This window comes from Niabella yanshanensis, from assembly GCF_034424215.1.
GTDB lineage: Bacteria > Bacteroidota > Bacteroidia > Chitinophagales > Chitinophagaceae > Niabella > Niabella yanshanensis.
Genome location: NZ_CP139960.1, coordinates 4,123,058 through 4,138,280, shown reverse-complemented (window position 1 = coordinate 4,138,280; position 15,223 = coordinate 4,123,058). Strand labels below are relative to the sequence as shown.

At 43.0% G+C, this 15,223-nt stretch carries 10 protein-coding genes; 2 read left to right on the top strand and 8 right to left on the bottom strand.

Annotation, left to right across the window (positions count from 1 at the left end; genetic code table 11):
• The first annotated feature begins 85 nt into the window (after positions 1–85).
• A complete protein-coding gene (locus U0035_RS17195; RefSeq protein WP_114792432.1) occupies positions 86–1,135 on the top strand; it encodes a 3-oxoacyl-ACP synthase III family protein in 1,050 nt (349 codons plus the stop codon).
• 87 nt (positions 1,136–1,222) lie between these two features.
• Here U0035_RS17195 and flxB read toward each other — a convergent pair whose 3' ends face one another.
• Both flxB and flxA read right to left on the bottom strand, forming a co-directional pair.
• Complete coding sequence (flxB, locus tag U0035_RS17190) at positions 1,223–1,951, bottom strand: flexirubin biosynthesis SDR family reductase FlxB (RefSeq protein ID WP_114792431.1); 729 nt, start codon at positions 1,949–1,951, stop codon at positions 1,223–1,225.
• 124 nt (positions 1,952–2,075) lie between these two features.
• Positions 2,076–3,623: a flexirubin biosynthesis tyrosine ammonia-lyase FlxA gene (gene flxA / locus U0035_RS17185; protein ID WP_114792430.1), complete on the bottom strand. Its 1,548-nt coding sequence runs from the start codon at positions 3,621–3,623 to the stop codon at positions 2,076–2,078.
• Positions 3,624–3,750: 127 nt separating this feature from the next.
• On the opposite strand from flxA, the gene U0035_RS17180 reads away from it, so the two are divergent.
• Entirely contained in the window at positions 3,751–4,755 is a 1,005-nt protein-coding gene (locus tag U0035_RS17180) for a LacI family DNA-binding transcriptional regulator (protein ID WP_262510948.1), read from the top strand.
• 9 nt (positions 4,756–4,764) lie between these two features.
• Here the strand turns inward: U0035_RS17180 and U0035_RS17175 are convergent, their stop codons facing one another.
• The 6 genes from U0035_RS17175 to U0035_RS17150 form a co-directional block, all read right to left on the bottom strand.
• Positions 4,765–5,601, bottom strand: a complete 837-nt coding sequence (locus tag U0035_RS17175; protein WP_211316513.1) for a ThuA domain-containing protein — start codon at positions 5,599–5,601, stop codon at positions 4,765–4,767.
• Between the two features lie 45 nt (positions 5,602–5,646).
• Positions 5,647–6,915, bottom strand: a complete 1,269-nt coding sequence (locus U0035_RS17170) for a DUF6807 domain-containing protein (protein WP_245957804.1) — start codon at positions 6,913–6,915, stop codon at positions 5,647–5,649.
• A 1-nt stretch (position 6,916) separates the two neighbouring features.
• Positions 6,917–8,302, bottom strand: a complete 1,386-nt coding sequence (locus U0035_RS17165) for a putative oxidoreductase C-terminal domain-containing protein (RefSeq protein ID WP_114792427.1) — start codon at positions 8,300–8,302, stop codon at positions 6,917–6,919.
• Between the two features lies 1 nt (position 8,303).
• Positions 8,304–9,734: a Gfo/Idh/MocA family protein gene (locus U0035_RS17160; protein WP_114792426.1), complete on the bottom strand. Its 1,431-nt coding sequence runs from the start codon at positions 9,732–9,734 to the stop codon at positions 8,304–8,306.
• Positions 9,735–9,971: 237 nt separating this feature from the next.
• Positions 9,972–11,846 (bottom strand): RagB/SusD family nutrient uptake outer membrane protein, encoded by a 1,875-nt coding sequence (locus tag U0035_RS17155; RefSeq protein WP_114792425.1) that lies wholly within the window; start codon positions 11,844–11,846, stop codon positions 9,972–9,974.
• An 11-nt stretch (positions 11,847–11,857) separates the two neighbouring features.
• Positions 11,858–15,043: a SusC/RagA family TonB-linked outer membrane protein gene (locus U0035_RS17150; protein ID WP_114792424.1), complete on the bottom strand. Its 3,186-nt coding sequence runs from the start codon at positions 15,041–15,043 to the stop codon at positions 11,858–11,860.
• Between the last annotated feature and the right edge of the window lie 180 nt (positions 15,044–15,223).

The window sequence follows — 15,223 nt, the reverse complement described above, 5'->3', positions numbered from 1 at the left end:
GCGCTTTAACAATGTAATTATTTCACGCTACAACTGTTACAAATTGCAGGTATTTATTATCTTGCTATGAATAACACTTGTTAGTATGAACTCGACGATTATTGCCGGGATAGGAAAATATGTTCCCGAAAACGTGGTTACCAATGATGACCTGACCAAAGTGATGGATACGACTGATGCCTGGATACAGGAACGTACAGGCATACGCGAACGCCGTTATGTTACCCGTTTTGAAGAGACCACTGCTACTATTGGAGCGAACGCGGCGAAGCAGGCCATGGAACGTGCAGGTATTACCGCAAATGATATTGATTTTTTGATTTTTGCCACTTTAAGCCCGGACTATTTTTTCCCCGGCTGCGGGGTTTTGGTGCAACGTTTATTGGGGTTGAGAGAGATTGGTGCATTGGATGTGCGTAACCAATGCAGCGGTTTTGTATATGCTTTGAGTATTGGCGACCAGTTCATTAAAACCGGTATGTATAAAAACATATTGGTGATTGGAGCCGAAGTACATTCATATGCTTTGGACTTCAGTACACGGGGCCGGAATGTATCGGTTATTTTTGGTGATGGCGCCGGTGCGGTGGTACTGCAAGCCTCCCCTACTCCCGATCGCGGTATATTAAGCACGCACTTACACAGCGACGGGGCTGACGCCGAAATATTAAGCATGCCTAATCCTGGTTTTCATGCGGGTGTACACAACCCGCAATGGAAGCCTCCCGTTCCTGCAAGTCCTTATGGGAATATATTTATTACGCAGGAGCTATTAGACAAGGAGAACATTTTTCCTTATATGGATGGACAGGCGGTTTTCAAAAGAGCCGTGGTAAAAATGCCGGAAGTTATTTACGAAGCCTTAAATCAAAATGGTTATCAACCCGAAGATCTAAAGCTGCTGATTCCTCACCAGGCTAACCTGCGTATCGCACAATTTATACAACAGCAACTTCGCCTGCGCGATGACCAGGTGTTTAACAATATCCAGAAATATGGTAATACTACTGCTGCGTCTGTACCCCTGGCGCTTTGCGAGGCTTGGGAAGCCGGTAAGGTAAAAGAGGGTGACCTGATTTGTTTATCTGCCTTTGGAAGCGGCTTTACCTGGGCCAGCGCTTTGATGAAGTGGTAGGGTGTTAGATGCCAGATATCAGATGTTGGATGCTAGATGTTGGATGTTAGATACCAGACTTTAGCGGTACTTGAGACCCGTTCTTCATTATGTGTATAAACCTCCGTTTACAGAAAGCACCTGTCCGGTAATATAACCAGCTTCTTTGGTTACAAAAAAGCCAACAGCATGCGCCACTTCTTCGGGGGTACCAAAACGGTTGGCCGGTATGAGCTGTTTCATTTGTGCCTCGTCTATATCAACCGTCATATCCGTCTTAATAAAGCCGGGAGCAACAGCGTTCACCGTGATATTCCGTTTACCTGCCTCCTGCGCCAATGCTTTGGTTGCTGCAATGACACCGCCTTTTGCGGCAGAATAATTCGTTTGCCCGGCCAGGCCTTTTAAACCGCTCAGGGAAACCACATTCACTATGCGCCCGTACCTTTGACGTAGCATGCTATTCACTATAATACGCGTTACATTAAAAAAGCCTCCGAGGCTGGTATCCAGCACACTATCCCACTGCTCATCCTTCATCCACATCAGCAGCACATCATCTTTAATACCGGCATTATTCACCAACACTTCAATTACTTTACCGGTATTGGCCTCCATCCAGCCATTTAACACGGTTTGTACTTCTTCGCGATTTGCTACATCAAACTGCAATAATTCACCATCGCTACCCGCAGCCCTTACTTCAGCCAATGTTTCTTCTGCTTTCTGCTGATTGCCTTTGTAGTTAATTAAAACATAAAAGCCCATGGTAGCCAGCTTTATGCAAATAGCTTTGCCAATACCACGAGAGCCACCGGTTACAAGAGCACAATTCATATTTTGTTGATTGTTGATAGGTAATATTTAATAGTGATGTCCATTGGCGAATGGCCGAAGTATGCAACTGCCCGCCCCAGCGAACAGCAAGGTTTAATACCGTTATGCATACGGCGACAAAAAACTAGCCATAAATAGTTGCCGGCGCATTAGCTTCCAGCCAGGTACGTACCTTAGCCAGGCTTTTATACAGCGGACTGTCTTCCACAAATTTTGGAAAGATGTTCCGGAGGGCATCATACACCGCTTTTGTTTTAGGCGACATTTTTTCCTGGCACTCCAGGTAGTCTACGGCTTGTAATAGTGTCATGGCCTGTATGGCAACAACCTCATACGCATTATCGATCACTTTTTTCGTAAGTTGGGCAGCATTAAAGCCCATACTTACAATATCCTGGTTATCGTTATTATTAGGGATACTATGTACATACATAGGGAATGAAAGCGTTTGGTTTTCAGCCGTTGTAGAAGTGGCAGTAAACTGTATACCCTGCATTCCGAAATTAAACCCGAGCACTCCGAGGTTTACAAACGGAGGAAACTTCTGGTTTAGCCTGCTATTCAGGAAATAGTTAAGCTGACGCTCACTTAACATGGTGAGCTTGGTGATCGCAATCTTCAGTTTGTCCATTTCGAAGGAAACATAATCGCCATGGAAATTGCCGCCATGAAAAATATTCTGATTGGCCACATCGACTACAGGGTTGTCGTTCACCGAGTTCAGTTCGTTGACTACTGTGTTTTCAGCCTGTACCAGCGCGTCATATACCGGCCCGAGCACCTGTGTTACACAACGCAAAGAGTAATACTCCTGAACCTTATCTTCAAATACATCATGCTGGATATTCTCAGGGTTATATAAATGCTCAGAGCGGCTGCGGATCATCTGGCTACCAGCCAAAACATCCCTGAAAGCCGCAGCTATATAATTCTGTCCTTTGTGATGTTTTACAATATTCAGTTCATGAGAAAAATGATCATCATATACTTCCATCAGCTCATTGGTAATGGCCGAGAGTGTCACCGACCAATCTACCAGTTTATGCGCACGGATAATATTTAATAATCCAACACCGGTCATAGCCGAAGTTCCATTGATCAGTGAAAGACCTTCCCTGATATGCACCTGCAAAGGCTTTAAACCAGCCAACTCAAATCCTTGCGCAGCAGGCATCAATTGTCCCTGGTACCATACTTCTCCCTCTCCGATTACACCTAATGCCAGGTGCGCCAACTGCACCAGGTCGCCACTGGCGCCTACTCCTCCATGTTCGTAAATACAAGGAACCAGGTCGGCGTTGATCATGGCAGTCATTAACTCCACCAACTCCAGATGCACTCCGGAGTAGCCCTGTAAGTGGTTGTTCAGCCGGGCAATCATTACCGCCCTGCCTAATAAAGGGTTTAATACAGTGCCACCGCCACTGCTGTGGCTACGAATGAGATTATACTGTAACTGAAGTATATTGTCATCACTTACCTTGTATTGAGCCATTGGCCCGAATCCGGTATTGATGCCATAAATAAGTTTATGATTGGAGAATTGCTTTAAAAAATCAAAGGATGCCTGTACTCTTTCAATAGCAGCCTTATCCAGGGCAATCGGCTTTTTATAAAGAAGAATTTCCTCGAAATCTTTCAAAGACAGTTTTGTACCGCCCACCTGTATCATTATATGTAGAATTGATTAAACAAGGTAGCAAAAGAACAAAATATATAAATCGTAGCCAAAAATATCCTTTAAGCGCTCTATTCACTAATTCAGGTGAACTTTTGAAAATTGTTTGTATATTTTGCCTGTGAAAAAAGGGGTCACTATAAAAGACATAGCAAAGAAACTGAATATGTCCGTATCAACAGTTTCTAAAGCGCTGAGCAATCATGCCAATATTAGTGATTTAACGAAAGAGCGGGTGCGCCGGCTGGCCAAGGATTGGAACTATGTTCCCAATGAAGCCGCCAGGCATTTTAAACAGAGTAAGTCTTTCACACTGGGAGTAGTTATTCCCGATCTTATTGACCAGTTTTTTGTAGCTGCTATACGCGGTGTTGAGGAAATCGCGGGTAAACATAAATACCAGGTAATTATTGCCCAATCACATGAAGACCCGGATAAGGAAGAGCAGATCATCAAAAACCTGATCAGCAACCGGGTAGATGGCGTTATCATCACCATTTCCAAGAATACCAACAAATCTGATCTCTTTACACAGCTTGAGCAAAATGGCATACCGGTTGTATTCCTCACACGCTCTTTTGGTCAGCCTATTTTTAACAATGTTACCGCAGACAATATACATGCTGGCTCATTGGCTATTGATTACTTATATCAACTGGGGCATCGTCGTATTGCTCACCTGATGGGACCTAAAATACTCAGCACCAGTCACCAAAGGTTGGAAGCTTATAAGAAAGCCCTGGAAAAGCTTAAAATAGATTTTGATCTGCAATTGCTACGGGAAATAGATTTCTCTGAAGAGAAAACGCATCAGGCTATGAGAGAATTGCTAAAAGTAAAAAATCCTCCTACCGCATTTTTTGTATTCAAAACTTATGTAAGCCTGGATGCGATCAATTATGTAAAGATCCACCATCCCAAACTACTCCCTAAAATAGATATTATCGGCTTCGGCAATCTCCCCCTTATAAAATACCTGGATATTAAGCCCAAGGCTTCGCTGGAGGAGAATTCTTACGAAATGGGCTTAAAGGCAGCTTCTTTATTAATGAAGCTTATTAATAATCCTACAGGATCCGAGCCACCTGTATCAATAAAAATACCCTGTGAGCTGATTATACATTAATCTGCTGTGCTAGTATTTTACCGGTTCATTGAAGGAGAGAGCATAGGATTTCGAAAAATCAATTTTCTTCACTGTAGCGGCCACATATTCAATACCTCCCATGATATGTTTTAGATATACGGGATCAGCATAGTCTTTTTTATCATGTCCTAATGTAGTACACCAGGTGGTACCTCCATCAAAGTCGTGATACCAGGCGCTGGGAACATACTGTTTAAGATTACCGGCATTTTTTGTGCGCGTTTCGTTGAGCTTTGCATTGCTGGTATCTAAACCTGAAAAATCATTTACCATTACAACATGTGTACCGGGGTAGAGCTCTTTGGCAAAATAACATTCATCTTCCTTGTACCATACCCTGGGCGTACCTTTCATAGACGGGTGTTTCGGGTGTATTACCTGTACTTTAAACTTCTGAAATTTATCGTGCCAGGAAAAAGTGCCGCCTAACAACATTTTAAACCAGTCCCAGTTTCTTTCCGTTCCCGTAACCGAATGAATACCCACAAAGCCACCACCTGCTTCAATATACCTTCTAAAAGCCAGGCGTTGCGCATCCGTATCAAAAACATCATTATTGGTGCTTGTAAAAATCAGCATCCGGTATTGTTTTAAGTTATCTTCAGTCATTACAGATGGAAGCGAAGAAGTGTCTACTTTAAAACCATGCTTTTTCCCCAGGTCTATAATGGCCTGCGCGGCATAAGGAATATTATCATGTACAAAGCCCTTACCATTTTTTTTGTAAACCAGCACTTTTACGGATTTCCAGTTAACAGGTGTTTGCGCCTCTAAAGAAATGGAACCAGCCATTAACAGCCACACCAGCATTAAACTATATTTCATCTGCGTCATTTTTTTAACATCGTTGATTGGCGTTTACAGGATCATTTATTTTTGAACAAGAAGTTTTGGCGGATGTGCAAAAGATCGCCATGCTTGTTCTGCCTGGGCTCCCGTAAGCTTATTATCAAAAATCAAAAACCGATACTTCAAAAGATAGCTCTTGCCCGGCTCCAATAACCAGTTCTTATTTTTGGTTGGAGAAAAATTCAAAAAGACATCGCCGCGGCCATTCATGTTTTCGGGCCATACTCTCAGTGGTTCAGGATGATTGTAATTGGCCGGGTGGCTCATCATTTCCAGGCCGCCATACTCATTACCCAAACTGCCCTGGGTAAGACACCATCGGGCAGTACTGCCATCGGCACTCTTACGGTCTTTTCCTTCTGATGTCAGGGTAGTGCTGTTTTTATTATCCCACTGCTCTGTAGCACGAATACCGAGACCACCATATCTATACTCCAGCAACAATACAGGTTCAGAACCGGCACAACTGAGTTGTGAACTGATGTCCAGAATATAGTACGCGTCTTTAGGCTGGGCTTTATAAATTTTTACTGTTTGCACTTCGTTGATAGCTGTTTTTTCAGTACCATCTTTTTTAAAAACGATATGCTCATGTAAAGCACTAAAGCCAGAATAAATAGCGCCAGCTTCAATGGTGTTAAATCCTGCAAACCGAACGGTTCCTTTCCTGTCTTTAAGATTCCAGAAATCAACTACCTCATTTTCAAAACGCACATGTGTCCAGGGATTCCACAATCCCCAGTGATGATAATGATCGGGGGCATTAATGCGCGTTAAAGCGTGACCCGACGGTGTATTTAAAGGGTGTATAAATCCGCTGCGTTTATAGGCTGTATCAATACCTTCAGGCGGATACACTGTTTCAAAATGATACTGCAGCAATTCCTTCCCGTTATCTCCTATTGTTAAAGCGCCTTTATTTTCGCTGGCCTGCATGAGTGGAAAATTATTGGGGGCGGTAACACGTTCCAGTTCAAATACACGATTTGTTGCTGCGGAAGGGGTTATCTGCCAGTACAAATCCCTTCCGTTAGCGGTCGAACTTATCTGGAAAGGAATATTTACTTTCTTACCATTACGCACTTCAACCAATTGAAGACTGCTATCCGGCAATGTTGTAATAGCATCCAATGCGGCTTGCATGGGAATACTCAATTGTTCTTTGCCTGTTGTGGTGGTCCGCAGCGTAGCAATACGTTGCGCATTTACACTTGTTAGAGCTACTGCACAGAACAACAATGCACAGCTTATTCGCCGCATCCGATTATTTACCCAGTCTGTTAATTTCATTTTATTTTGCTGAAGTTTTTTTTGCCAGCTCCAATGCCGATGTAGTGATATAATATTTGGTGATCATATTAGGCACTTCCCAATCAGGCAGCTTACCATCCTTTAAATATTTCAGGTAGCTTTCTGTTACCTGGCCAAAATGCGCCTCATGGCCTGTATTGTACTTCTCAGGTATAACCGCCCGCCATCCCTTTGCTGTTTTTTCTACACCAATCCCCGGGAATTTTTCCTCTACTGTTTGCAATGCTTCGTTTAAATCTTTCTCATAATCAGCATCCTTTTTACCAACCGGCTCTATATATAAAACAGGCCTGTAATTTTCTTCCTTTCCTTGTTTTATTATAAGATTGGTGCGGGTTCCCCTCATAATAGAGTAATGCGTATCGCCCGTTCCTTCCGGAGCTTTGTATCCCCAGGTAACGGAAACCTTAGCATGAACCCCACGCAACTTGTAGTTAATTTCTCCATTGCTGTACACGCTTAATGTAGAATCATTGATCAGGTCTTTTTTGAGGTATTCGGGAAACGCATTTTGTTTGGTGATAGCGTTAAATTGACTTAGCGTCATATTCGTAGGCCAGCGCTTTGCTGAAATCAAAGCTACATCTTTATTATAATCCAATACCTGGCCCGGGAAACTTTCCCATTGCACCAGATCCACCAAATGGGTGGTCACATCCACAATTCCTTCTCCCTGTTGCATCACATCCATAAACCAGGAAGGACGCTGTAACACATTACCTGAAACGAACTTGTAAAAATAATGAACGCTTTCCTTGGTTACCGCCGGGTTATCCGGTGTTCCTTTTTCTAATTCTCCAAAGAGCTTTTTAGCCTGAGAAAATTCTCTTTGCAGCATGGTATTGATTTCGAATCGCTCGGTCATGATATCATACAGCAATACTTTGTTTTCTGCAGCTTTTGTAAAAGCCTTTTTAAGCAGCTCAAACCCATCGCTGTTAATCACCATTGGCTTATCGGCCAATACATTCATACCGGCATCTACCGTTTTAAAGATATACTCTGTTTTCTTCTGATTATTGCCCGCCATCACCACGATGTTTCCTTTTTTTTCAGCAATCATTTTCTGAAAAAAATCTGTACCTGTATATACCTGTTCGTTCCAGTGAGTAGGCTGATCTGCACGGGTGTTATATGCATTGATCCTGTCAAGATGCAGCTTCAGATCCGGTCCTTCCGGGGCATATACATACACATTACTATCTACGCCCGGATACATCGTTTTTTGAACCAGTGCCGCATGAAAATGCCCGGGATCGAGCGTTACCAGTGTAATATCAGAGCCTCTTTTTTCCTTTTGGGCTTCATTGGAATTGCAAGCCATTACAGACATAACAGACAATAAAACAAACGAGCTGCGGATCATACTATTTTTTAAATTTATTATAAACATAACTGGTGCCATATGGATGACGCTGGGGTCTGCTTAAAAGCTTATTGGCCTCATCATTATTTTTAAAGACCTCCTTAACAGGATCCCAATACAATTTAGTTCCCATTTTCATGGCAGCAAAAGCTACCAGGCAGGCGCTGCAGGAGCGGTGGGCAATCTCTGCAGGACTGATGGTTGTTTTTTTATTTTGAATACATTCCAGCCAGTTTCTATGTTGCTCGGAACTTTCATATAAATGAACTTCATTCGGTTTAATAACAGAATCTAATATAGCAGGATTACTGGCATTAAACGCCTTAGGTTGGGCTTTATCGCCGCTGGTTGGATCTGTTGCTGTGACACCCACATTGCCGCGTGATACAAAGATCCATCCGTCCGTTCCCACAAACTTAACCCCATTAGGATTTTTACTATTCACATGCATCGTCACTCCATTGGCATATTTGGCTTCTACTTCATAATCGCCATGTACATTCCACAAACCTGCTTTAGGAAATTGGGCAGCGCCGCTTACTTCAATCGGGCCGGTTAATTCTGTATTCATTCCCCAATGGGCGATATCTATATGATGCACACCCCAGCCGGTGATCATTCCCGCACCAAATTGCTCCAACCTCAACCATCCCGGTCTTGATTCCAGATCAGTCGGATGGTGCACCCTATCCTGTGTATAGTATATATAGGGGGTAGAACCCAACCACATATCATAATTCAATTCCCGGGGAACCGGCATCTCCGCGGTATTACCACCGGGAGGGTCGGCAGGCAGCCCAACATGAACTTCTTTCAATTTGCCTATGCGGCCATTGCGAACCAGCTCACAAGCCTTCTTAAACTGCGGCCAGGGATTAACCGATCGCTGCTGACTGCCTAACTGAAAAACCACACCCTTTGCCCTAACTACGTCGCTCATGTGCCGTCCTTCTTCTATAGTAAGTGAAGTTGGCTTTTGAAGATAGATATGTTTGCCCGCCATAGCAGCTTCCATGGCAGGTTGCGCATGCCAATGATCGGGCGTACTGATGATAACTGCATCGATGTCTTTATTGGCCAGAAGCTCATGATAGTCATCATACAATCTTACATTGACATAATTGACCTGTCCTGTCTTTTTGGCGTACCAACCTTCAATTAATTCCTTTCCCTTTTGCTGCCGGTATTTATCTACATCGGCTATGGCAATGATCCGGGCAATATCATTTCTAAAAGTCTCAGGCAGGTCATGCGTACGTGCAATACGCCCGCAACCTATTTGTGCAATATTGATCTTATTACTGGGCGCGTTTCTCCCAAAGACCGTTGAGGGTACAATAGTTGGCGCTCCCTGTAAGAGTATTCCACCGGCAGTAAGTGTAAAAGAATTCTTCAAAAAACTCCTTCTTCCTTTTTTTGTGTTGGACGACATTTTTTAAAATTTACTATCGTAAGATATTATGGTTAAAGCTGGCTTTGTTCTTATTCAAATATCAATCGCCAGGCAAGCAAAATCATTTTAGTACCTGTAAGAGTACTAAGATAAAGGTTCGCATCAAGAGCGCAAGTACCTTTTAAATTACAACGTTTGAAATTAACAGAAGTCTTAATACCGAAACCATCAGTTATCCTTCTTTTATAACATTGTATAAACTCTTCAAGCTCAAATCTATTCTACCTTTAAGGGTGCTACATTTTTTTCTGCACCCGGGTAACCAATATTCTGATTGATTACGCCCTTTAAGTTGGTATTAATAGCATTAGCCGGCACCGGCCACAGCAGGTGATGCACACTCACCTTATACTCGGCCCATCGGTGTCTTACACCTTTATTGTAAAAATTGCTCCTGCTTACTACCCTGTCGTACCAGAAATTAACGCCCGCCTGTTTTATATTGGAGTTTGTTCCGCCTGGCCCACTTATATTCTCCAGTTGATACACGCGTCCTCCAAATATTTCGCAAGGCTTTTTTGTTTTAGCATAAGTATAGGCAATCCTTACCAGCTCAATATGCCGGTTTTCTTCATAATACAACTCACGTGCCCTTTCGTCCAGTATTTCTCCTATGTTTACATCAGATGCTGTCAGGGGCAATGCGCCGGCTCTCGCACGCACTTCGTTAAGATTTATGGCAGCCTGTGCCAAATCATCTTTCCAATAATAACATTCTGCTATCATCAGGAAAACCTCTGCCGAACGATAAATATACCATGGCGTTTCGCCTCCTTCCCACTGGGCCTGCGTCGGATCAGGAACAAACACTTTATAATGGGGCCAGGAGAACCATAAACGTATTGTATCCTCCACACTCATAGCCGCAGGTTTAACAAAATTCTTACCATACCATGCATTATTGTTCTTCTTCAGATCGGGATGATTGTACTTTAAATCCTCCATCCTACGCCAGCTATCCTTATTTAATATTCCTCTTGTATCGCTTGCTTCCTTATCGGCGCGCCATATTTCGTTGGTAAAGTACCAGGTAGGGCGTAATCTTCCAATGCCCCTGCCATACGTTTTATTCAGATCCATAGCCGGGTCCGATTCCGCAGGATCTATAATAACACTGGTTCCGGCCCTGCCATCAGGGGTTTTGATATTGCCGCTATTCCAGAACGGAACCGCATTACGCATGCTTCTAATACGTGCATTGGGACTTTCCGCGAGTTCAGTTTCAGGATAGGCTACTACATACATCAGGCCTTCGGTATTAGATGTGCTTAGCTTAGCTTCCACGCTGTGTAAATCAAACATCAGGTTGGTATTGGGTTTTGTGGCATTGCTGGTAAAGCGGTTTTTCATCAAAGGATGTATGGCAACAATTTCCTTACCTACCTGGATCGCCCGGTCAAAATCTGTCAAAGCCATACAAACCTTCATTAATAATACCCCACAGGCAGCTCTTGAAGCCCGGCCCCGGTCTACCTTCTCTGGCACCCATTGATAAGCAAATTCCAGGTCCTTTTTCATACGTTCCAGGATACTCCAGCGGTCATAGGTATAAAAATCATATTTAGGTTCGCTGTATTCCTTATCAAGAAATGGAACATCTCCAAACTGGTGTGTGAGTTTAAAATAGCGGTAAGCCCTGTGGAAATAAGCCGCCCCTAATACGGCATTCTTTTCAGCCTCACCTTTAAATACTGCCGTATCAATTCTTGATATAACCGTATTGGCATACTTAATACCTTTATAGCCTTCATACCAATACCAGCCTACCTTGGTGTAGTCGTTATGATTTAACTGCGCATCCGGTAAAAGTGAAGCATCCATGTTCATTTGAGGGCCGGCTTTATCCGTAGTTCCTTCTACTGCTACATCAGATTGTATAATTTCGGTCAGAATAGGTGCTGCATCTCCAAAATATTCGTGGCGCATATTCCGTTCACAGGCAGCTAAAGCAAAATACATTCCCTGAGCGTTCACCAAAGCAGTATTGGGGTCATATTTGGATAATTGATCCGGCTTGAGCCAGTCCTTGCTACAAGCTGCCAGCATGATCAACGATATGAGTACTATGTTTATATAAAAATATCTTTTCATGATAGAGTAAATTAAAGTGTTAAATTGAAGCTCAGATTATAAGTACGAGGCATCGGTTGCCCGGGTGTATATTCATTCCCTTCTGAATTACGCGTACGATATCCTCCTGATTCCGGATCTCCATACTTCCAATGTGGTGCCCAAAAAGCTACATTTCTTACAGCAAATGAAATGCGCGCTGATTGAACACTGATTTTATTTAACAGGGGTTGCGGTAAGCCATAAGATAATGAAACATTGTCCAGCCGTACAAAGGATCGCTCCACGTAGTTGGTGCCAATATTTTTGGAACCAATCCTAGCATAGTCATTGATAGGGTTATCCGAAGTCCAGCGCGGTTGAACATAATCGGTAGTTCGGTCCGGAAAACTTGAGTTATTACTTGCCCTGTTAAACTGCTCTCTTTGTCCCCAGTTGGAATAAATAAATATCGAAAGCGTAAATCTTTTATAGTCGAAATCATTTCTCCACGTCCAGCGGAAACGGGGACTTTTATATCCAAGAAAAACCCTATCGGCATCGGTCATCACACTATCGCCATTTTGGTCTTTGTATTTAAAATCTCCCGGTGCACTATCATTATATTTCTTTGCCACTGCTTCTTCTCCCCTTTGCCACACACCGATTCGCTCGTAATCCCAGAACTGGTCCGGATCCCTACCTATAAACCACTTATTCTTAATATCGTCAGCTTCTTTCTGGCCAATTACATTTCCACTATCATCTTTAACATCAATCATATCACCATACAGATGCACAATCTTTCTCCGGTTCAGCATGAATATAAAACCAGAGTTCCAGTTAAAATCTGTTTTTTGAATAACATTTCCGCTTAAAGAAATTTCAAAGCCCTTGTTATTTAACTGCCCCAGGTTAGCCGCTACACTGTTAAAACCAATAATTTCGGGAAGTGCACGGTCTACTAACAAATCAACCGTAGTAGCTGTATAGGCATCGATACTTCCACTCAGCCGTCTTTTGAACAGGGAGAAATCCAACCCTATATTATAAGAGGTTTTACCCTCCCATTTTAACCCCAGGTTAGCCATGCGATCAACATAAAGCTGCGGGAAGAGATATACTTTCCCATTCTGATCAATAAAAGGATGCAAGCCGGAGACCATATCTGATAAAGCCTCATATTGTCCTATATCCCTGTTGCCATTCTTACCCCATGAGAGTCTGAGCTTACCGTAGTCCAGCCAGCTTGATGTGTTCTTCATGAACTTTTCTTCCGAAAAATCCCATGCCAGGGCTATTGCCGGAAAGGTGGCCCTGGGGTTTTGCGCACCAAAAGCAGAATAGCCATCCCGTCTTACAGAAGCCGTGAGCATGTATTTATCCTTCAAAGAATAATATAATCTTGCCATAAGGGCATCTCCGGTACGGTAGGTATCTTCGCTTTCGTTAAAGGGGTTAGTACCGGCCTGTATACGGTGCCAGCTTAAAATATCTGCCCCATAGTAGTTGGTTGTTGTGGCTTTGGTACGCCAAAATTGTCCCTTTTCGGCATTCTGCAACAGGGTTACTTCAATATTGTGATCATCGAAACGTCTCTTCCATCTCAATACGTTATCGATTTGCCAGTTGTATGTTTTCTCATTGGTTCTTTCTGTACTTCCGCCGGTGGCTGTCCATTGCGGATTTTTTGAAGACTCATGGCTGTAATAGTCATGCCATGTAAAAGAAGGCGTAAAGTTGGACTGAAACTCAAAGCCCAATGGCAATGTTATAATACCATAAATACTTGAGTTTAAAGTATTATACATGTTTTTACGATCGCGGTACAGATTGTCATGAAATGGGTTTACCGGCGTGGCATCGCCTGTCGGAAGCCTCCGGTAAATGCTGGCTGTATCATCTAAATTATTTGACCCGTAAGGAGAGATAATAGCAGACTGTCCCCAGTCTGACTGTAAAAAGCCTTCGTTCCGTACCGCAAAATTAGTATTAGCACCCACTTTTAAAAAAGAGGTGATTTTCGACTCGAGGTTTAACCGGGTCCTGAAATTGGTGAAACGATTGCCGACGATAATTCCTTCCCGGTCTACATAATTGAGTGAAAAATAATAGCTGGAGTTTTCATTTTTATTAGAAACACTGGTCGTGTAATCCTGTTGAAATCCTTTTTGAAAAACAAGATCCTGCCAGTTTGTTATTTTATTAGCTAGATAGTTGTCTATCTCCGGTGCTTTTAACTCAAGACGGGTTAACCAGGCCCTGGTTAATTGCTCTTCAGTTACAGAGGTAACTGGCGTCTTCTGATCATAGTTGTACCAATCCAGCTGGGTTACATTCGTCAGCTTACGCGGATCTATGAACATCTCGGGGTACTGATTGAGAAATGCATCTGTTCTTTTACCCACCTCATAATCATGCCGCCAGTTTAAAAACTCTTCGGCATTCATTACACGGGGCATTCCGGCTTTTTCTACGATTCCTAGGTTAGCATTGAAGGTGATACGGGGTTTACCAGCCGCACCTTTTTTTGTAGTAATTAAAATAACACCATTCGCAGCTTTCGCTCCAAATACCGCCGTGGCACTTGCATCTTTCAAGATGTCTATAGATTGTATGTCATTAGGGTTAATATCGGCAAATGTACCGTCGAATATTACCCCGTCTACCACATTTAAGGGGCTGCTTCCAGCCTTCAACGTACCTGAGCCTCTTACTAATATATCAGCATCCCCTCTGGCTGTATTGCCCGGGTTGCTTTGCCCGATAATAATACCGGCGGCATTGCCACGTAATAAGTCCTGTACCGACCGCGGCGCCTCCTTTTCTAACTTACTGGTTTGTACCGATGCAACAGCACCGGTAAGGTCTTTTCTCCTGGTAGTACCATAGCCAATTACCACTACTTCGTTCAGATCGACAGCAGTAGTAGACATTGTAATATTAATGGCCGATTGATCAGTCACCCTTATTTCCTGATCGGTAAAACCTGTATAACTAAACACCAGCGTAGCATCCGCCGGAACTCCTTTTAGTGTGTAAATCCCTCTCTCATTGGTGACGGCTCCTAATTTTGAATTCTTAACAACAACACTTACACCGCGCAACGGTTGCTGCTTGTCGTCCATAACAGAGCCCGATATCGTTTTGGTACTTTGTGCAAACGACAGGTACGAAATGCATAAAAATAGCAGCAGGCAAAGGCCTGACCTGGAAAATCCCCGGTTGTTCTTTCTCATGTGAATAAAGCTTTAATCGTTAAATAGATACCTGTGATAACATGATGCTATCATCAATATCGTTTTAGGTTTATTATTTAAAATTTACATAACCGTTGAAGCTGCAGCCAATCGCTATACTACAGTTCCTGATTATTAGTACATAACAAGCTTAGAGGTCTATTAGCCAATTATGGTTTT

Coding starts and splice junctions, on each gene's coding strand:
- U0035_RS17195 (WP_114792432.1), top strand. CDS start 86: ATGAACTCGACGATTATTGCCGGGATAGGAAAATATGTTCCCGAAAAC.
- flxB (WP_114792431.1), bottom strand. CDS start 1,951: ATGAATTGTGCTCTTGTAACCGGTGGCTCTCGTGGTATTGGCAAAGCT.
- flxA (WP_114792430.1), bottom strand. CDS start 3,623: ATGATACAGGTGGGCGGTACAAAACTGTCTTTGAAAGATTTCGAGGAA.
- U0035_RS17175 (WP_211316513.1), bottom strand. CDS start 5,601: ATGAAATATAGTTTAATGCTGGTGTGGCTGTTAATGGCTGGTTCCATT.
- U0035_RS17170 (WP_245957804.1), bottom strand. CDS start 6,915: ATGAAATTAACAGACTGGGTAAATAATCGGATGCGGCGAATAAGCTGT.
- U0035_RS17165 (WP_114792427.1), bottom strand. CDS start 8,302: ATGATCCGCAGCTCGTTTGTTTTATTGTCTGTTATGTCTGTAATGGCT.
- U0035_RS17160 (WP_114792426.1), bottom strand. CDS start 9,734: ATGTCGTCCAACACAAAAAAAGGAAGAAGGAGTTTTTTGAAGAATTCT.
- U0035_RS17155 (WP_114792425.1), bottom strand. CDS start 11,846: ATGAAAAGATATTTTTATATAAACATAGTACTCATATCGTTGATCATG.
- U0035_RS17150 (WP_114792424.1), bottom strand. CDS start 15,043: ATGAGAAAGAACAACCGGGGATTTTCCAGGTCAGGCCTTTGCCTGCTG.